This window comes from Curtobacterium sp. RIT-PI-V, assembly GCF_025642935.1.
Lineage (GTDB): Bacteria > Actinomycetota > Actinomycetes > Actinomycetales > Microbacteriaceae > Curtobacterium.
On record NZ_JANZKM010000006.1, the window covers coordinates 59,422 to 78,113 of the forward strand.

The following is an 18,692-nucleotide window of genomic DNA, read 5'->3' on the forward strand; positions in this document are numbered from 1 at the left end:
CTGGCCTCGTGGTCACACGGCTTTCGCATCTGTTCCTCCGTACGCTCCGCGACGACCCCTCCGACGCCGAGGTGACGAGCCACAAGCTGCTCGTCCGCGCCGGGTACGTCCGTCGCCAGTCCCCGGGGATCTTCGCCTGGTTGCCGCTCGGTCTCCGGGTGCGCGCCAAGATCGAGGGGATCATCCGCGACGAGATGGTCGCTGCCGGTGCGCAGGAAGTGCTCCTGCCGGCGCTGCTGCCGCGCGAGCCGTACGAAGCGACGAACCGCTGGACCGAGTACGGCGACGGCATGTTCCGCCTGCAGGACCGCAAGGGGTCCGACTACCTGCTCGCCCCCACGCACGAAGAGATGTTCGCGCTGCTGGTGAAGGACCTGTACTCGTCGTACAAGGACCTCCCCGTCACGCTGTTCCAGATCCAGGACAAGTACCGCGACGAAGCACGCCCGCGCGCGGGTCTGCTGCGCGGTCGCGAGTTCACCATGAAGGACGCGTACTCGTTCGACCTCACCGACGAGGGCCTCGAGCGCAGCTACCAGGTCATGCGCGACGCGTACGAGAAGATCTTCGCGCGCCTCGGCCTCGAGTACGTCATCGTCAAGGCGGACGCCGGTGCGATGGGCGGCTCCAAGTCGGAGGAGTTCCTGCACCCGATCGCCGTGGGCGAGGACACCTTCGTCCGCAGCGCCGACGGCTACGCGGCGAACGTCGAGGCCTACGTCACGCCCGTGCCCGCGTCGCTGCCGATCGAGGGCCAGCCCGACGCGGTGCTCCTGCCGTCGTCGGACACCCCGACGATCGACACGCTCGTCGCCCACGCGAATGAGGTCGCGCCGCGGGACGGCGCGCCGTGGACCGCGGCGGACACGCTCAAGAACGTCGTGCTCGCGCTCACCCACCTCGACGGCACCCGAGAGGTCGTGGCCGTCGGACTCCCCGGTGACCGTGACGTCGACCTCAAGCGCGCCGAGGTGGCGTTCGCGCCGGCCGAGGTCGAAGCCGCAGGCGACGACGACTTCAAGAAGCACAAGGGCCTGGTCAAGGGCTACATCGGCCCGCAGGTCCTCGGCGCCGACAGTGCCACGGGCATCCGGTACTTCGTCGACCCGCGTGTGGTCGACGGCACCGCCTGGGTCACCGGCGCCAACGAGCGCGGCGTGCACGTCTCGGGCCTGGTCGCCGGCCGTGACTTCGTGGCCGACGGTGTCGCCGAGGTCTCCGACGTCCGTGCAGGGGACCCGTCGCCGGACGGCTCCGGTCCGCTCGAGACCGCCCGCGGCATGGAGATCGGGCACGTCTTCCAGCTCGGCCGCAAGTACGCCGAGGCCCTGGGCCTCAAGGTGCAGGACGAGAACGGCAAGCTCGCGACGGTCACGATGGGCTCGTACGGCATCGGCGTGACGCGCATCGTGGCGATCCTGGCCGAGGCCCACAACGACGAGAAGGGCCTGGCCTGGCCGAAGAACGTCGCGCCGTTCGACGTGCACATCGTCGCGACCGGCCGTGACCAGGTCGCCTACGACCTGGCGACGTCGATCGTCGCCGAGCTCGAGGGCGAGCGGTTCGACGTGCTCTACGACGACCGTCCGAAGGTGTCGCCGGGCGTCAAGCTGCGCGACGCGGAGCTGCTCGGCATGCCGATCGTGGTCGTCGCCGGCCGCGGCGCCGCCGACGGCGTCGTCGAGCTGTGGAACCGGGCCAGCGGCGAACGCCGCGACGTGCCGGTCGCCGAGCTGCTCGACGCGGTCCGCGCGATCTAGCGGGTCGCGTCCTGGACGTGCGCACCTGACGGACGGGAGGCCCGTGGCGACGCCGCCACGGGCCTCCCGTCCGTCTCGGCTCGGGTCCGCGAGCCGCAGTGCGGTACGCTTGTGGCCGACTTCTGCGACGGTTCCATCCGCAGGAGCGACTCATCTGAATACGGAGGCACCTCGGTGAAGATCGATCTCGCAGTCCTGCGACTCATGGAGCGCGAGCGGGAGATCCCGTTCGACGAACTGGTCCAGATCATCGAATCTGCCATCCTGACCGCCTACCAGAAGCACGCCGAGGAGAACGGCGAGCCGGCCCACGCGCAGTCGCGTGTCGAGCTCGACCGCAAGTCCGGCGAGGTCAGCGTCTACGTCCCCGAGCTCGACGACGAGGGCACCGTCATCGGCGAAGCCGTCGACCAGCCCAGCGACTTCGGCCGCATCGCGGCGTTCGCGGCGAAGCAGGTCATCAACCAGCGCCTGCGCGACATCGGCGACGACAAGATCCTCGGCGAGTTCCGCGGCAAGGAAGGCGACATCGTCGCCGGCGTGGTCCAGCAGGGGCCGAACCCGCGCATGGTGATGGTCGACCTCGGTACGGTCGAGGCGATCCTGCCGCCCGAAGAGCAGGTGCCGGGCGAGTCCTACGCCCACGGTTCACGCATCCGTGTGTACGTGACGAGCGTCGCCCGCGGCAACAAGGGCCCGCAGATCACCGTGTCGCGCACGCACCCGGGCCTGGTCCGGAAGCTCTTCGCCCTCGAGGTGCCGGAGATCGCCTCGGGCGTCGTGGAGATCACCTCGCTCGCGCGCGAAGCCGGCCACCGCACGAAGATCGCGGTCAAGGCGAACGAGCCCGGCGTCAACGCGAAGGGTGCCTGCATCGGCGAGCTCGGTGCGCGCGTGCGTGCCGTCACCAACGAGCTGGGTGCCGAGAAGGTCGACATCGTGGACTGGTCCCCGGACCTGTCGGCGTTCGTCGCGAGCGCCCTGTCGCCGGCCAAGGTGACCAGCGCCTTCGTGCTCGACGCGTCGACCAAGGCCGTCCGCGCGCTCGTGCCCGACTACCAGCTGTCGCTCGCGATCGGCAAGGAGGGGCAGAACGCCCGCCTGGCCGCCAAGCTCACCGGGGCCCGGATCGACATCCAGCCGGACTCCATCCTGGACGGCGACGACTAGGCGATTTCGCCGCCGGCGTGCCCAGAAGGGCGCGCCGGATCGCGGACGTCCGAGGCAAGGAGTAGAGTGGTTCCCGTCAGAACGTGCATCGGCAGTCGTCGTCGCGCTTCCCGATCCTCACTCCTCCGAGTCGTCGCCCTGGGCGATGGCCGCGTCGTGGCGGATCCGAAGGCAGTCATGCCGGGCCGGGGAGCATGGCTCACACCGACCGTCGATGCCTACGATCTGGCCGTCAAGCGCAGGGCTTTCCGCCGTGCGCTCCGGTTGGATCGCGATCCCGACACGTCCGCGGTGCTCGACCACATCGTCGGCCTCTCACGAGCGTCGACCGAGCGCCCGGACATGACAGAACAGGCTGAACGGCTTATGGACAACTGATGAGCGGCTCGAAATGAGACCCGTCATCCATTGAGTCCTGCCCTTTACGGGGTGGGACCCGTGAAGGAGAACAGTGGCTAAACCACGCGTACACGAGATCGCAAGCGAACTCGGCGTCGACAGCAAGACCGCACTCGAGAAGCTCAAGGAGCTCGGAGAGTTCGTCCGGGGTGCCAGCTCGAGCATCGAGCCCCCCGTTGCCCGGAAGCTCCGTGCCGCCCTGCAGGCGGACGGTGTCCCGGCATCCAAGCCCGCAGCCTCGGCCCCCGCGCCGAGCACGCCGGCGAAGAGCAGCACGTCCGCCTCTGGCGCGCCGAAGCCCGGCGGCCCGCGCCCCGGCCCGGTCCGTCCGGCACCCGCACCGGAGCCCGAGGTCCAGGCAGCACCTGCTGCCGAGGACGTGCCGACCCCGGCCGCACCGAAGTCCGTCGCCCAGCGACAGGCCGAGGCCGAGGCCGCACAGAAGGCCCGTGCCGAGAAGGCCGCCGCCGAGCAGCAGGCTGCCACGCAGCCGGCCGACTCGACCGGTGACGAGCCGAAGACCGACGCGGTGAAGCCCGGCTCCAGTGCCAAGCCCGCCGCTGCCGGCCCGAAGCCCGGTGGCCCGAAGCCCGGCGCACGTCCGGGCAACAACCCCTACGCGTCGAACCAGGGCATGGGCTCGCGCCCGCCGCGCCCCGGCAACAACCCCTTCGCCTCGAACCAGGGCATGGGCCAGCGCCCCGCCGCTGGTGCCGGTGGAGCGGGCATCCCGCGTCCGCAGCCCCCGCGTCCCGGCGTCCCGCGTCCGGGTGCACCGCGTCCGGGTGGACCCGGTCAGGCGAACCGTCCCAACGGCTTCGGGCAGCGCCCCGGCCAGGGTGGCGGTCGTGGCGGCCCCGGTGGCGCCCGTCCGGGTGCCGGCGGCGGTGCCGGTGGCGGCTTCCCGCGTCCGGCCTTCAGCGGCCCGCGTCCCGCCGGTGGCGGTGGCCGTGGTCGTGGCCCCGGTGGTGGTACCGCCGGTGCGTTCGGTCGCGGTGGCGGCAAGAGCCGTGCCCGCAAGTCGAAGCGGACGAAGCGCGCCGAGTACGAGATGCGTCAGGCCCCGTCGCTCGGCGGTGTGCAGGTCCCTCGTGGCGACGGCAACACGGTCGTCCGACTCCGTCGCGGTGCGAGCATCTCGGACTTCGCGGACAAGATCGACGCCATGCCCGGCAACCTGGTCACGGTGCTGTTCCACCTCGGTGAGATGGCGACCGCGACCGAGTCGCTGGACGAGGCCACGTTCGAGGTCCTCGGTGACGAGCTGGGCTACAAGATCCAGATCGTCTCGCCCGAGGACGAGGACAAGGAGCTCCTCGAGGGCTTCGACATCGACATCGATGCCGAGTACGCCGACGAGGACGACTCCGTCCTGCAGGTCCGTCCCCCCGTCGTGACCGTCATGGGTCACGTCGACCACGGTAAGACGCGACTGCTCGACGCGATCCGGAACTCGAAGGTCGTCGAGGGTGAAGCCGGTGGCATCACCCAGCACATCGGTGCGTACCAGATCGTCACCGAGCACGAGGGCATCGAGCGTCCGATCACGTTCATCGACACCCCGGGTCACGAGGCCTTCACGGCCATGCGTGCTCGTGGTGCGCAGGTCACCGACATCGCGATCCTCGTGGTCGCGGCGGACGACGGCATCATGCCCCAGACGATCGAGGCGCTGAACCACGCGCAGTCGGCCAACGTGCCGATCGTGGTCGCGGTGAACAAGATCGACAAGGAAGGCGCGAACCCGGCCAAGGTCCGCCAGCAGCTCACCGAGTACAACTTGGTGGCGGAGGAGTACGGCGGAGACGTCATGTTCGTCGACGTCTCGGCTCGGCAGAACATCGGCATCCAGGAGCTCCTGGACGCCGTGCTGCTGACCGCTGACGCCGGGCTCGACCTGCGTGCGAACCCCGACAAGGACGCCCGCGGCGTCGCGATCGAAGCACGGCTCGACAAGGGCCGCGGTGCGGTGGCGACCGTCCTCATCCAGTCCGGAACGCTGCACGTCGGCGACGCCATCGTGGCGGGCACGGCCTACGGCCGCGTCCGTGCGATGACCGACGAGAACGGTGTCGCGGTCAAGGCCGCCACGCCGAGCCGCCCGGTCCAGGTGCAGGGCCTGTCCTCGGTGCCCCGCGCCGGTGACACGTTCCTCGTCACCGAAGAGGACCGCACGGCACGTCAGATCGCCGAGAAGCGTGAAGCCGCCGAGCGCAACGCCCAGCTGGCCAAGGCCCGCAAGCGCATCTCGCTCGAGGACTTCACCCGTGCACTCGAAGAGGGCAAGGTCGACTCGCTCAACCTCATCATCAAGGGTGACGTCTCCGGTGCCGTCGAGGCACTCGAGCAGTCGCTCCTGGACATCGAGGTCGACGACAGCGTCCAGCTCCGCATCCTCCACCGCGGTGTCGGTGCGATCACGGAGTCGGACATCGACCTCGCCACGATCGACAACGCCATCGTGGTCGGCTTCAACGTCCGTCCGGACGTCAAGGCCCGTGAGCGTGCGGCGCGCGAAGGCATCGACGTGCGCTTCTACTCGGTCATCTACAACGCACTCGACGACATCGAGCAGTCCCTCAAGGGCATGCTCAAGCCCGAGTACGAAGAGGTCCAGTCCGGTGTCGCCGAGATCCGCGAGGTCTTCAGCTCCTCGAAGTTCGGCAACATCGCGGGTGTCATCGTCCGCTCCGGCACGATCACGCGCAACGCCAAGGCGCGCGTCATCCGTGACGGTGTGGTCCTGGCCGACGGACTGGCGATCGAGTCGCTCCGCCGCTTCAAGGACGACGTCACCGAGGTCCGCACGGACTTCGAGGCCGGTATCGGCCTGGGCAAGTTCAACGATCTCCAGATCGGTGACGAGATCGAGACGACCGAGCTCGTCGAGAAGCCGCGCGACTGATCGTGTGACTACCCTGGGCCCCGGCCTCCCGTCGCGGGAGGTCGGGGCCCGACCCCTTTCCACGCAGAACCACCGGTGGGAAACGTCCCGCCACTGCCTCAGGAGGCACCCATGGCCGATCCGCAGCGCGCACGCAAGATGGCGGACCGCATCAAGGAAGTCGTCGCACGCCGTCTCGACAAGGGTCTGCGCGACCCGCGTCTCGGGTTCGTGACGATCACCGACGTCCGCGTGACCGGAGACCTGCAGCACGCATCGGTCTTCTACACCGTGTACGGCACCGACGAGGAGCGCGCCGACTCCGCCGCGGCACTCAAGGCCGCGACCGGCATGCTCCGCTCCGAGGTCGGCAAGAACATCACGGCGCGGCTCACCCCGTCGCTCGAGTTCATCGCCGACGCACTGCCGGAGACCTCGGCGCACATGGAGGACCTGCTCGTGCAGGCCCAGGTGCGCGACCAGCAGGTCCGAGCCGCGTCGGTCGGTGCGACGTTCGCCGGCGACGCCGACCCGTACAAGCACGACGAGGACGAGGACGACGAGTCCGACGACGAGCAGGACACCGCGCGGGCGTAGTCACCGCCCGTCCGAACGCCCCGCTGCGCCCCGTGCGCAGCGGGGCGTTCGTGCGTCGTGCCCAGCGGAGCGTCAGGCGTCCGGCAGGCGGTACCCGGTGGTGTCGTCGCCGACCGCCAGCCCGTCGCGCAGCAGCGACGCGAGGGCCCGGTCCCGCTGCTCGGCGTCCGGCCAGACCGGTTCGATCTCCGACCGGGCGACCGGCACGTCGCTCGCGCGCAGCTCGGCCATGATGAGCCCGCGCACCTGCCGGTCGCTGCCGGCGAACTTCGCCTGCTTCGGGGCGCGTGGCCCGTCGTGTTCGGGGTACCCGGCCGCACGCCAGGCGCAGCGGTCCGCGATCGGGCACGCGTCGCACGCGGGGGAGCGGGCGACGCAGACGAGTGCTCCGAGCTCCATCACCGCCGCGTTCGTCGCAGCGGCGTCGTCGCGGTCGGCCGGCAGCACGGACTCCATCAGCGGCAGGTCGTCCTTGGCCTTCGCCGGCCCGGGCTCGCCCTGGCCCAGGAGCGCACGCTTCAGGACCCGCCGCACGTTGACGTCGACGACGGGGTGGCGGTCGCCGTACGCGAACACCGCGACGGCCCGTGCGGTGTAGTCGCCGATACCCGGCAGCGCGAGCAGCGCCTCGACGTCCCGTGGGACGACGTTGCCGTGCTCGGTCGCGATCGCCGTGGCCGCCGCGTGCAGCGCGAGCGCGCGTCTCGGGTACCCGAGCCGGTCCCAGGCACGCACCGCGTCCGCCGGGGGTGATGCCGCGAGGTCCGCAGGCGTCGGCCACCGGGTGAGCCACGCCTCCAGTCGGGGGATCACGCGCGCGACCTGCGTCTGCTGCAGCATGATCTCGCTGACCAGGGTGCCCCACGCGGGGAAGCCGGGGCGACGCCACGGCAGGTCGCGGGCTTCCTGTCGGAACCAGGTGGTCAACGGGGTCGCGATGTCGGGGACGCCCGCGTTCTCCACGTCCGGTCGGGAGGCCCTGCTCGCGTTCACCACGACAGCCTACGGTGGACGCATGGCACGCTGGGCACCCGAAGAGACCGACACGATGGCCGCGATCGCTGCTGAGGTGATCGCGCAGGTCGGCACGAACCGGACCGTCATCGGCATCGACGGGCAGGACGGCACCGATCTCGAACACGTCGCCGCCACGCTGGTGGCCGGTTTCGAGCAGCACGGGGTGTCCGCGATGGCCGCTGCTGCGCCGTCCACCGACCCCGACACGCTGCGTGCCGAGGTGGTCACCCCGTTCCGCACGACCGGCGCCGGTGACGGTGTGCTGGTCGTGCACGGGCACGGCCTGCTGGCCCCGGGGGTCCGCGGGCTCTGGCGCTGGTCGCTGTGGGTGGAGCAGGAAGCCGGTCGGCTGGAACGCCGGGCGGACGTCAAGATCGCCGCCTCCGCCGTCCTCGACGTCACCGATCCCGGGCACCCCCGTCGCGAGTGGAACGACGCCTGCTGACCGGCGCTGGTAATCTCCTCTGGTGCTCGAAACCGTGCCGGACGGCATCCTCCTCGTCGACAAACCGCAGGGGATCTCCAGCCACCGCGTCGTGTCGATCGCCCGCCGCCGCCTCGGTCTGAAGAAGGTCGGGCACGCGGGGACCCTCGACCCGATGGCCACCGGGCTGCTGCTCCTGGGGATCGGGCACTCCACCCGGCTGCTCACCCACCTGGTGGGCCTCGGCAAGACCTACACCGCCACGATCCGGCTCGGCGTGTCCACGGACTCCGACGACGCCGACGGCACCCCGACCGCCGCGACCGGCATCGCCGAAGCCGACGTCTCGGACGAGTCCGTCGAACGTGCCGTCGCCCTGCAGCGCGGTCGGATCGACCAGGTCCCGTCCACCGTCAGCGCGATCAAGGTCGACGGGCGCCGCGCGTACGACTTGGCGCGCAAGGGCGAGACCGTCGAGCTGAAGTCCCGCACGGTCACCGTCTCGCGGTTCGACGTCACCGGCCGGAACGACCGCACCGTCACGGTCGACGGTGCCGAGGTGGCAGTCGTCGACCTCGACGTCGTCGTGACCTGCTCGTCGGGCACGTACGTCCGGGCCCTCGCTCGCGACGTCGGCGCCACCCTCGGCACCGGCGCGCACCTCACCGCGCTCCGCCGCACCCAGGTCGGTCCCTTCGACGTGGCCGACGCGATCGACCTCGAGGACGACGCCGTCGACGTCCGCGCGGCGCTCGCCCGTCCGGCCGACGTGGCACGCAGGTTGTTCTCGTCGGTGTCGCTCGACGCGGCCGCGGCGAAGGACCTGACCGACGGCAAGCGCGTCGCAGCCGACCACCCGGACTCGGACGACCCGGTGGCCGCGGTCGCCGTCGACGACGACCGTCTCGTCGGCCTGGTCTCGGTCCGGCGCGGACTGCTCCGGGTCATCACGAACTTCCCGGCGCCGGCTGCTCCGGCGTCGCAGAACGAGGCGCACGCGTGATCGAGTGGTTCATGTGGGTCCAGCTCGTCGTCGCGGTCCTGGCCGGGCTGTTCGCCGTCGTGGTCGGGTTCATCGGCTGGAAGCCGAACGACTACACCGTGGGGTCGCTCGCGCTCATCGAGGTCCTGCTCCTGGTGCAGGGCGTCATCTCGATCGTGCTGCCAGCGACGGGCAGCCCGCCGGACGGCAACGCCCTCGAGTTCGGGGTCTACGCCGTGTCGGTGCTCCTGGTACCGCCGGCGGCCATCGTCTGGGCGCTCGTGGACCGCACGAAGTGGAGCACCGTCGTCCTCGGTGCCGGCGCGTTCACCGTCGCGGTCATGATCTACCGGATGTACCAGATCTGGTTCGCCCTGAACTGACGCCGAGCGTCATGGTGGTCCGCGCACGTCGGTAGAATCGGTGCAATGGCGACCAGATCCTCACTCGCGACCGGCATCGGCCGCGTCCTCATCGCCGTGTACGGCATCCTCGCCCTGGCGGCGACGGGCCGGAGCGTCGTCCAGATCATCGAGAAGTTCTCGTTCGCACCGTTCGCGTACACGGTGAGTGCCATCGCCGCCGTTGTGTACATCGTGGCGATGATCGCCCTGATCGTGCCCGGACGCTTCTGGTACCGCGTCGCGTGCGTCACGATCGTGTTCGAGATGACCGGTGTGCTCGTCATCGGCACGCTCTCGCTGTTCGACCGGCAGCTCTTCCCCGACGACACGATCTGGTCGTACTACGGCATGGGCTACGCCTTCGCGCCGCTGGTGCTGCCGATCGCCGGACTCTGGTGGCTCCGCAAGCACCACCGCACCGCGACGGTCGAACCGGTGCCCGCATCGACCACCGCCCCCGTGGGCGAGTAGGAGCAGCCGTGCAGTTCTACGACGACATCGCCGACGTGGCCGAGGGCTTCGGTCCGAGCGCCGTCACGATCGGCAAGTTCGACGGCGTGCACGTCGGACACCGCGCGGTGATCGCGCACCTGGAGCGCGCCGCCCACGAACAGGGCCTGGTCGCCACCGTGGTGACGTTCGACCGGCACCCCCTCAACGTCATCGACCCGCAGCACGTCCCGCCGGCGCTCACGAGCACGGCGCAGCGGCGCGAGCTCCTCGACGACGCCGGGGTCGACGCCACCCTGCTGCTCCGCTTCGACGAGGAACTGCAGTCGAAGTCGCCCGAGGCGTTCGTGTCCGAGATCCTCGTCGACACCCTGCACGCCCGGCTCGTCTTCGTCGGCAGCGACTTCCGCTTCGGGGCGAAGGGTGCCGGTGACGTCGCCCTGCTCCGCACCCTGGGGGAGCAGCACGGCTTCACGGTCGAGCTCATCGACGACGTCGACCTGGTGGACGACGTCCGCCCCGACGGCGAGCGACGCGTCTCGTCGACCTGGATCCGTGAACTCCTCGGCGACGGGCGGGTGGCCGAGGCTGCTCGGTTGCTCGGGCGTGAGCACGCGGTCCGCAGCACGGTCGTGCACGGCAACCAGCGCGGGCGCGCCATGGGGTACCCGACGGCGAACCTCGACCCGGCGTTCGAGGGGTTCGCGCCGGCCGACGGCGTCTACGCCGCTCGGGTGCTGCACGACGGCACGGTGTACCCGGCAGCAGTCTCGGTCGGCAACAACCCGACGTTCGAGGGTGTGCCCGCCAAGCAGATCGAGGCGCACCTGCTCGACGTCGACCTCGACCTGTACGGCGATCGCATCTCGGTGCTGTTCGTGTCCTACGTGCGCGGCATGGTGAAGTTCGACTCGATGGACGAGCTCGCCGCGCAGATGCGGCAGGACGACCTCGACATCCGGTTGCTGCTGGGCCTGCCCACGCCGGTTTGAACGGCGGCGCCACACGACGACGCCCCCGCGACCGATCGGTCGCGGGGGCGTCGTCGTGTGCGGTGACTAGCTGCCGAGGGCGTCGAGCCAGATCTTGCGGGCGTCGAGCGCTTCCTGGGCGTCCTTGATCTTCCGGGCGTCGCCGGAGGCCTGCGCGTCGGCGAGCTCGGACTCGAGCTTGCCGATGGCGTCCTCGAGCTGGCTCGCGAGTCCGGTCTGCCGGGCCTTGCGCTCCGGGTTGGACTCCTTCCAGTGCGCGTCCTCGAGCCCACGCACGTGGTCCTCGATCGCACGCAGGCGGTCCTCGATGCGGCGGACGTCCCCGCGGGGGACCTTGCCGACCTCGTCCCAGCGGCGCTGGATGCCGGTCAGGGTCTTGCGCGCCGCCACCCGGTCGGTCGCCTTGAGCAGCGGCTCGGCCTCGGTGAGCAGGGCCTGCTTCGCCTCGAGGTTGCCGGAGAACTCTTCGTCCTCGGCCGCGCTCTCGGCGTGGCGCTGCTCGAAGAGCACGTCGCCGGCGGCCTTGAACCGCGCCCAGAGGGCGTCGTCGTGGCGCTTGCCGGCACGCCCGGCGTTCTTCCAGTCGTCGAGGAGCTGGCGGTAGTCCGGGATCGCGTCGGACCCGCGTGACGCGAGTGCCTCGGCCTGCGACACGAGTTCCTGCTTGCGGGTGCGGGCGTCGCGGTGCTGCGCGTCCAGCTCGGAGTAGAACGCGCGACGGTGCTGGTCGACCGTGGAGCGCGCTGCGCGGAACCGCTTCCAGAGCTCGTTCGCCTCGTTCTTGGGGATGCGCGGGCCGTCGTGCTGGTGCTGCTGCCACCGGGCGAACACGTCGTCGAGCTGCGCCGTGATCTGCTTCCACTGCGCGCGTGCCGGGTCGACCGCCGCGAGTGCCTCTGCCTCTTCGACCAGGGCCGCACGGTGCGCGAGGGCGTCGTTCAGCGCCTGCTGTGCCTGTTCCGCCTGCTCCTTGGTGAGCGAGCCGAGCTGCTCGGTGAGCGCGCCCACCCGGGTCTCGAGTGACTTGATGTCACCGACCACGCGGGCTTCGGCCACCAGGGTCGTCAGGTGCTCGACCGTCCGGGCGACGTCGTTCGCCGACGCACCACGCTGGACGCGCTGCTCGGCGATCTTCACCTGTCCCTCGAGGTCGGCGTACTTCCGCGCGAAGTAGGCGAGGGCTTCTTCGGGGGTGGCGTCCGGGTACTCACCGACAGCACGTTCGGTCTCTTCGTACCGGACGTACACGGTCCCGTTCTCGTCGACCCGCCCCCAGGTCGTTGCTTCGTCAGATCCCACAGGTCTCGCCTCGATCGTGGTCGTGCATCGCCGACGTCACCGTCGGCACGGTCAGGTCGTCAGCCTATTGCACGGACGGGCTCCGCGGCCCGCCGCGCGCAACGGCTTGTGGACTACTTCTCCTGGGCGATGGTCGCGGAGGTGATCGTCGTCGCCACCTTCGGCTCACCGGTGCCGTCCTGGCCGGGCGACGAGATGCCCTTCGCGGCGATCTTCGACTCGAGTTCGGACAGGCCGCTCGTGACCTTCCCGACGACCGTGTAGCCGCCCGTGGAGCTGTCGAGCGTGGTGTCGCCGTAGACGATGAAGAACTGGGTCGACTGCGAGTACGGCGACGTCGATCGCGCGATCGCGATGGTGCCCTCGTCGTAGACGCCGTCGCTCGGGACGTTCTCGAGCGGGCCGTACTCGAACCCGGCGTCGCCCGTGCCGTCGCCGTTCGCCGAACCGCACTGCAGGAACTTCAGCCCGTCGCTGTCGGCCAGCCGGTGGCAGGTGGTGCCGTTGTAGAACTGCTCCCTGATCAACGAGATCTCGACGCTCGCGGCCTGCGGGGCCTTCGCGCCGTCCAGCTCGATGCCGAGGTCGATCGACTTGTTGAGCGTCAGCGAGCCCGTCCAGGTCGCGCCCTTGGCGATCTCCTTGCTCGGCACGTCGCCCGTGTTCGCCGCCGTGGCGCTGGCCGAGGGCGTCGGTGTGGCGGTGGCGCTCGCGCTGGCGTCTGCCGACCCGTTCCCCTGCGAGCCCGCGAAGGCGAGCTGCGACCCGGTGGCCAGGGCGGCGACCAGCACGAGGGCACCGGCGCCGACCAGGTTGTCGCGCACCCGCCGACGACGCTGCCGGTCGTGGAGTCCCTGGCGGGCCTGGTAGAGACGGAGGCGCTCGCGCGCCTCGCGGTTGTCGCGCGCTGGGTTCTTCGGTGCCACGGTGCTGTTCTGCCCTCTCGTCGCAGTGTGGAACGAGCGTATCCGAGTCGTCACCATCAACGGCCTGGGAGGCGCGGGGCTGTCAGTGGGTCGGCCTACGATTGGTGCATGGCAGCGGACCGTTCGAGCATGCGTGCGCCCACGACGGGCGGTCGCGCCGGTCTCGCGCAGGGCTCCGTCCCGCTCGCGGTGCGGATGCGCCCGACCAGCCTCGACGAGGTCGCCGGCCAACAGCACCTGCTCGGCCGCGGGTCACCGCTCGTGCAGCTCGCCACCGGCACCCGCGACAACCCGGGCGGTGTGTCGGTCATCCTCTGGGGTCCTCCCGGCACCGGCAAGACCACGTTGGCGCAGGCCATCGCGCGGCAGTCCGGGCGCGAGTTCGTCGAGCTCTCCGCGGTGACCGCCGGCGTCAAGGACGTGCGCGAGGTCATGGAGAAGGCCCTCACCCACCGCGACCTGTACGGGTCCACGACGGTGCTGTTCCTCGACGAGATCCACCGGTTCAGCAAGGCGCAGCAGGACGCCCTGCTGCCCGGTGTCGAGAACGGGTGGGTGATCCTCATCGCGGCCACGACCGAGAACCCGTCGTTCTCGGTCATCTCCCCGCTGCTGTCCCGGTCCCTGCTCCTGACGCTCAAGCCGCTCACCGACGCCGACCTCGGCATGCTCGTCGACCGTGCGGTGGAGGACCCCCGCGGCCTCGGCGGCGCGGTCGTCCTCGGTGACGAGGCACGTGGGGCCATCGTCCGGTTGGCCTCGGGTGACGCCCGACGCGCCCTCACGGCGCTCGAGGCTGCTGCTGCCTCGGCTGCCGCGGCCCAGGACGACGACGACGACACCGTGCCGGTGGTCGACGCGGACACCGTCGCCGCGGCCGTCGACCGTGCGCTGCTGCGGTACGACCGGCAGGGCGACGAGCACTACGACGTCATCAGCGCCTTCATCAAGTCGGTGCGGGGGAGCGACGTCGACGCCGCGCTGCACTACCTCGCGCGGATGATCGAGGCGGGCGAGGACTCCCGGTTCATCGCGCGCCGGATCATCATCTCGGCGTCCGAGGACATCGGCATGGCGGACCCGCAGGCACTGCCCATCGCCGTCGCGGCGGCCCAGGCCGTGCAGCTCATCGGCATGCCCGAGGGCCGCATCCCCCTGGCCGAGGCCGTCGTGTACCTGGCGACCGCACCGAAGTCGAACGCCGCCTACAACGGTGTGAACGCGGCGATGGCGGACGTCAAGGCCGGCCGGATGGGCACCGTGCCGATGCACCTGCGCGACGCGCACTACGCCGGGGCGAAGCGACTCGGCCACGGCAAGGGCTACGTCTACTCGCACGACGCCGAGCACGGGGTCGCCGAGCAGCAGTACCTGCCCGATGCGCTCGAGGGCACCGAGTACTACACCCCGACGGCGAACGGCTACGAGCGCGAGGTCGGTCCGCGGCTCGAACGACTCCGGAAGATCACCCGCGGGCAGTAGGACGGCACGTCGAGTTCCTGCTAGCATTGCCGGGCCTACGTCCTGGTCCTCGAGCACGGCTGCGTTGAGGACAGAGTGCCACTCCGGTGGTACGGGGGCAGAGGTTCGGACTGTAGCCGTCCGATCCCACAGGCTCATCCCTCTGGATCCCGTCGTCGGGGCCACGGGCACTCGTGTGCCCGGCCTCCGGTGAGTATTCAGTTCGAACAGAGAAAAGGACCCTGTGTCTACCAAGTCACGTACCCGCAGCAAGACCCGCCTGTCGCGCGCACTCGGCATCCCGCTGACGCCGAAGGCGGCCCGTTACCTCGAGAAGCGCCCCTACGGCCCCGGTGAGCACGGCCGTACGCGCCGTCGTGCGGACAGCGACTACGCCGTCCGCCTCCGTGAGAAGCAGCGTCTGCGCGCCCAGTACGGCATCCGCGAGAAGCAGCTCCGCATCGTCTTCGAAGAGGCCCGCAAGACGAAGGGCCTGACCGGTGAGAACCTGGTCGAGCTCCTCGAGCAGCGCCTCGACGCCCTCGTGGTCCGTGCCGGCTTCGCCCGCACCACCGCGCAGGCCCGTCAGCTGATCGTGCACCGTCACCTGCTGGTCGACGGCAAGCTCGTGGACCGCCCCTCCTTCCGCGTCAAGGAGGGCCAGCTGATCCACGTCAAGCCGAAGTCCGAGTCGATGGAGCCCTTCCAGGTCGCCGCTGCCGGTGGCCACCAGGAAGTCCTGCCGAAGGTCCCGGGTTACCTCGAGGTCGAGATCGACAAGCTCCAGGCCCGCCTCGTGCGTCGCCCGAAGCGCGCCGAGGTCCCCGTGACCTGTGAAGTGCAGCTCGTCGTCGAGTACTACGCAGCTCGCTGATCCACTGATCACACCCGAACGGCGGGTCGTCCTCTCGAGGACGGCCCGCCGTTCGGCGTTCCGGCCCCGAAGTGCCCGGCGGCTAAGCTTGTCCGGGCATGCACCGCCAGGGTGCACAGAGGGAGAGGCACCGTGAAGCAGTTGTTCTTCGTCGCGGTCGGCGTCGTCATCGGGTTCGCCGTGGCGCACCAGGTCGCCAGGACCCCCGGAGGCGCACGGCTCTTCGCCGTCGTCGACGCGAGCACGAAGGCCTTCACCGGCGCGGTCGCCGACGGGTACCGGTCCCGAGGGGCCGAGCTCCGCACCGACGTCTGAGTCGTCGAGCTCCACCGCGGCCCGGCCGCACCGTCGTCCCGCCTCCACCTCCCACCCCCGACCTGAACCCAGGAAGCACCATGCAGACCGCAGAGATCCGCCGCCGTTGGCTCCAGTACTTCGGTGACCGCGGCCACACCGTCGTCCCGTCCGCATCCCTCGTCTCCGACGACCCGTCGCTCCTCTTCACGGTCGCCGGCATGGTGCCGTTCATCCCGTACCTGACGGGGCTCGTCCCCGCGCCGTACCCCCGTGCCACGAGCGTGCAGAAGTGCATCCGCACGAACGACATCGAAGAGGTCGGCAAGACCCCTCGCCACGGCACGTTCTTCCAGATGAACGGCAACTTCTCGTTCGGCGACTACTTCAAGGAGCAGGCGATCCAGTTCGCCTGGGAGTTCCTGACGAACCCGGAGTCGGACGGCGGGCTCGGCTTCTCGCCCGACGACCTCTGGGTGACGGTCTACGAGGACGACGACGAGGCGATCGCGTTCTGGAAGCAGCACTCCTCACTGCCCGAGGAGCGCATCCAGCGCCTCGGCAAGGACACGAACTACTGGTCCACCGGCCAGCCCGGACCCGCGGGTCCCTGCTCCGAGATCTTCTTCGACCGCGGGCCCGAGTACGGCATCGACGGCGGCCCGGCCACCGACGACGACCGGTACGTCGAGATCTGGAACCTCGTGTTCATGCAGTACCAGATCGCCGACGTCCGCTCGAAGTACGACTTCGAGATCACCGGCGAGCTGCCGAACAAGAACATCGACACCGGCATGGGGCTCGAGCGCGTCGCCTTCATCAAGCAGGGCGTCGACAACATGTACGAGATCGACCAGGTCCGCCCGGTCCTCGACCGCGCGTCCGAGATCTCCGGCCGCCGCTACGGCGCCGTGCACGAGGACGACGTCCGCATGCGGGTCATCGCGGACCACGTGCGCTCCGCGCTCATGCTCATCGCCGACGGCGTGAGCCCGTCGAACGAGGGCCGCGGGTACATCCTGCGTCGTCTGCTGCGCCGCACGGTCCGTGCGATGCGCCTGCTCGGGGTCGAGACCGCGACGTTCCCGGAGCTGTTCCCGGCGTCCCGCGACGCGATGCGCGACGCCTACCCCGAGGTCGCTTCCGACTACGACCGCATCGCGCGGATCGCCTACGCGGAAGAAGAGACGTTCCTCCGCACGCTCGCGCAGGGCACGACGATCCTCGACGTCGCCGTCGAGCGCGCGAAGCAGGACGGTGCGCCGTCCATCGGCGGGGACACCGCGTTCCTGCTGCACGACACCTTCGGGTTCCCGATCGACCTGACGATGGAGATGGCCGAAGAGGCCGGGGTCCACGTCGACCGGACCGCGTTCGAGACCCTGATGTCCGAGCAGCGCGCCCGGGCGAAGGCCGACGCGAAGAGCAAGAAGACCGCGATCGCCGACCTGAGCGTGTACAGCGCGTTCCGGGCGAAGGGCGAGACGGTCTTCCTCGGCTACGACGCGCTCGAGGCCGAGACGAACGTGCTCGGCATCATCGTCGGCGGCGTCAGCGTCGACCGGGCAGTGGCGGGCGACATCGCCGAGGTCATCCTCGGTGAGACGTCGCTGTACGCCGAGTCGGGTGGCCAGGACGCCGACCAGGGATCGATCGTCGGCAACGGCTTCGACCTCGAGGTCCTCGACGTCCAGCGTCCCGTCGCCGGCCTCTGGAGCCACACCGTCCAGGTCCGCTCCGGCGAGGTCGGCGTGGGCGACGCGGCGAACACCGTGGTCGATGCCGAGTACCGCCGCGGCGCCACGCAGGCGCACTCCGCGACGCACCTGGTGAACGCAGCGCTCCGCGACATCCTCGGCCCCGAGGCGCTGCAGGCGGGTTCGTACAACAAGTCCGGCTACATGCGCCTCGACTTCTCGTGGTCGCAGCCGATCTCGCTCGCGACCCGCTCCGAGATCGAGGAGGTCGTCAACACCGCGATCCGCACCGACCTCGAGGTCTCGACCCGCATCATGCCGATCGACGAGGCCAAGGCGCTCGGTGCGCAGGCGCTCTTCGGTGAGAAGTACGGTGCCGAGGTCCGCATGGTCGACATCGGCGGTCCGTGGTCGCGCGAGCTCTGCGGTGGCACGCACGTCGCGTCCAGTGCCCAGATCGGACTCGTCAACCTGGTGGGGGAGTCGAGCGTCGGGTCGACCAACCGTCGTGTCGAAGCGCTCGTCGGGCTCGAGGGCTTCCGTGACCTCGCGGTCGAGCGGACCATCGTCTCGCAGCTCTCCAGCGCGCTGAAGGCCCCTCGAGCCGACCTGCCCACGCGCGTGCAGTCGCTCATGGAGGACCTCCGCACCGCGCAGAAGCGGATCGCCGAGTACGAGTCGGCGAACCTCCAGCAGCGGGTCCCGTCGATCGCACGGACCGCGACGACCGTCGGGACGACCACCGTCGTGGCCGAGACCGTCGACGGCCTGCAGTCCGGCGACGACCTGCGCTCGCTGGCGACCGGGGTCCGCGCACAGCTCGGTGACGGCGCTGCCGTCGTCGTGCTCGGTGCCGTGGTGAGCGGGAAGCCGATCGTGATCGTCGCCACCAACGACGCGGCGCGCTCCGCGGGCGTCCAGGCGGGTCCGCTCGCCAAGGAGGCCGCCGGTGTGCTCGGTGGTGGCGGCGGCGGCAAGCCGGACCTGGCCCAGGGCGGCGGCACCGACCCGGCGGCGCTCCCGGCTGCGCTCCGTGCCGTGACCGCCCGGATCGCGGGCTGA

General features: G+C 70.3%; 17 protein-coding genes. 14 read left to right on the forward strand and 3 right to left on the reverse strand.

The window, feature by feature from the left end; all coding sequences use genetic code 11:
- The first annotated feature begins 8 nt into the window (after window positions 1-8).
- The 5 genes from OGL88_RS06200 to rbfA all read left to right on the forward strand — a co-directional run bounded on the left by OGL88_RS06200 (window position 9) and on the right by rbfA (window position 6,810).
- Complete coding sequence (locus OGL88_RS06200) at window positions 9-1,760, forward strand: proline--tRNA ligase (RefSeq protein WP_263090595.1); 1,752 nt, start codon at window positions 9-11, stop codon at window positions 1,758-1,760.
- A 174-nt stretch (window positions 1,761-1,934) separates the two neighbouring features.
- Window positions 1,935-2,930, forward strand: coding sequence for a transcription termination factor NusA (nusA, locus tag OGL88_RS06205; protein ID WP_111083890.1), 996 nt, complete (start codon window positions 1,935-1,937; stop codon window positions 2,928-2,930).
- Between the two features lie 66 nt (window positions 2,931-2,996).
- Entirely contained in the window at window positions 2,997-3,308 is a 312-nt protein-coding gene (locus OGL88_RS06210; RefSeq protein ID WP_205462514.1) for a YlxR family protein, read from the forward strand.
- Between the two features lie 73 nt (window positions 3,309-3,381).
- A complete protein-coding gene (gene infB / locus OGL88_RS06215) occupies window positions 3,382-6,234 on the forward strand; it encodes a translation initiation factor IF-2 (protein ID WP_263090597.1) in 2,853 nt (950 codons plus the stop codon).
- A gap of 111 nt (window positions 6,235-6,345) precedes the next feature.
- A complete protein-coding gene (rbfA, locus tag OGL88_RS06220) occupies window positions 6,346-6,810 on the forward strand; it encodes a 30S ribosome-binding factor RbfA (RefSeq protein ID WP_205462513.1) in 465 nt (154 codons plus the stop codon).
- A gap of 72 nt (window positions 6,811-6,882) precedes the next feature.
- Here rbfA and OGL88_RS06225 read toward each other — a convergent pair whose 3' ends face one another.
- On the reverse strand, window positions 6,883-7,803 hold the full coding sequence (locus OGL88_RS06225) for an A/G-specific adenine glycosylase (protein ID WP_374114425.1): 921 nt from the start codon (window positions 7,801-7,803) through the stop codon (window positions 6,883-6,885).
- A 22-nt stretch (window positions 7,804-7,825) separates the two neighbouring features.
- On the opposite strand from OGL88_RS06225, the gene OGL88_RS06230 reads away from it, so the two are divergent.
- The 5 genes from OGL88_RS06230 to OGL88_RS06250 are packed head-to-tail and all read left to right on the forward strand — an operon-like array spanning window position 7,826 to window position 11,079.
- Window positions 7,826-8,272: a hypothetical protein gene (locus OGL88_RS06230; protein WP_263090598.1), complete on the forward strand. Its 447-nt coding sequence runs from the start codon at window positions 7,826-7,828 to the stop codon at window positions 8,270-8,272.
- A 22-nt stretch (window positions 8,273-8,294) separates the two neighbouring features.
- Window positions 8,295-9,254 carry a tRNA pseudouridine(55) synthase TruB gene (gene truB, locus OGL88_RS06235; RefSeq protein WP_263090599.1) on the forward strand — a complete coding sequence of 320 codons (960 nt, stop codon included), beginning with the start codon at window positions 8,295-8,297 and terminating at the stop codon, window positions 9,252-9,254.
- The gene (locus OGL88_RS06240) at window positions 9,251-9,616 is read left to right on the forward strand and encodes a hypothetical protein (protein ID WP_111083896.1); all 366 of its coding nucleotides are present in this window, start codon (window positions 9,251-9,253) and stop codon (window positions 9,614-9,616) included. The genes truB and OGL88_RS06240 overlap by 4 nt, the downstream gene beginning before the upstream one ends.
- 45 nt (window positions 9,617-9,661) lie before the next feature.
- Window positions 9,662-10,108 (forward strand): hypothetical protein, encoded by a 447-nt coding sequence (locus OGL88_RS06245; RefSeq protein WP_123339724.1) that lies wholly within the window; start codon window positions 9,662-9,664, stop codon window positions 10,106-10,108.
- Between the two features lie 8 nt (window positions 10,109-10,116).
- Window positions 10,117-11,079 (forward strand): bifunctional riboflavin kinase/FAD synthetase, encoded by a 963-nt coding sequence (locus OGL88_RS06250; protein WP_263090600.1) that lies wholly within the window; start codon window positions 10,117-10,119, stop codon window positions 11,077-11,079.
- Between the two features lie 66 nt (window positions 11,080-11,145).
- Here OGL88_RS06250 and OGL88_RS06255 read toward each other — a convergent pair whose 3' ends face one another.
- Together OGL88_RS06255 and OGL88_RS06260 are read right to left on the reverse strand one after the other, a co-directional pair.
- Entirely contained in the window at window positions 11,146-12,378 is a 1,233-nt protein-coding gene (locus OGL88_RS06255) for a DUF349 domain-containing protein (RefSeq protein WP_194647852.1), read from the reverse strand.
- Window positions 12,379-12,491: 113 nt separating this feature from the next.
- Window positions 12,492-13,304 carry a peptidylprolyl isomerase gene (locus tag OGL88_RS06260; protein WP_263090601.1) on the reverse strand — a complete coding sequence of 271 codons (813 nt, stop codon included), beginning with the start codon at window positions 13,302-13,304 and terminating at the stop codon, window positions 12,492-12,494.
- Window positions 13,305-13,433: 129 nt separating this feature from the next.
- Here OGL88_RS06260 and OGL88_RS06265 point away from each other — a divergent pair, with 129 nt between their 5' ends.
- The 4 genes from OGL88_RS06265 (at window position 13,434) to alaS (ending at window position 18,692) form a co-directional block, all read left to right on the forward strand.
- Window positions 13,434-14,786: a replication-associated recombination protein A gene (locus tag OGL88_RS06265; RefSeq protein ID WP_194648014.1), complete on the forward strand. Its 1,353-nt coding sequence runs from the start codon at window positions 13,434-13,436 to the stop codon at window positions 14,784-14,786.
- Window positions 14,787-15,009: 223 nt separating this feature from the next.
- On the forward strand, window positions 15,010-15,639 hold the full coding sequence (gene rpsD / locus OGL88_RS06270; protein WP_111083900.1) for a 30S ribosomal protein S4: 630 nt from the start codon (window positions 15,010-15,012) through the stop codon (window positions 15,637-15,639).
- Window positions 15,640-15,771: 132 nt separating this feature from the next.
- Window positions 15,772-15,954, forward strand: a complete 183-nt coding sequence (locus OGL88_RS06275; RefSeq protein WP_111083901.1) for a hypothetical protein — start codon at window positions 15,772-15,774, stop codon at window positions 15,952-15,954.
- A gap of 80 nt (window positions 15,955-16,034) precedes the next feature.
- Window positions 16,035-18,692 carry an alanine--tRNA ligase gene (gene alaS / locus OGL88_RS06280; RefSeq protein WP_263090602.1) on the forward strand — a complete coding sequence of 886 codons (2,658 nt, stop codon included), beginning with the start codon at window positions 16,035-16,037 and terminating at the stop codon, window positions 18,690-18,692.

What these genes read in the sequence shown, in the direction of transcription:
- rbfA (WP_205462513.1), top strand. Translation starts at nt 6,346, where the DNA reads ATGGCCGATCCGCAGCGCGCACGCAAGATGGCGGACCGCATCAAGGAA.
- alaS (WP_263090602.1), top strand. Translation starts at nt 16,035, where the DNA reads ATGCAGACCGCAGAGATCCGCCGCCGTTGGCTCCAGTACTTCGGTGAC.
- OGL88_RS06245 (WP_123339724.1), top strand. Translation starts at nt 9,662, where the DNA reads ATGGCGACCAGATCCTCACTCGCGACCGGCATCGGCCGCGTCCTCATC.
- OGL88_RS06230 (WP_263090598.1), top strand. Translation starts at nt 7,826, where the DNA reads ATGGCACGCTGGGCACCCGAAGAGACCGACACGATGGCCGCGATCGCT.
- OGL88_RS06265 (WP_194648014.1), top strand. Translation starts at nt 13,434, where the DNA reads ATGCGTGCGCCCACGACGGGCGGTCGCGCCGGTCTCGCGCAGGGCTCC.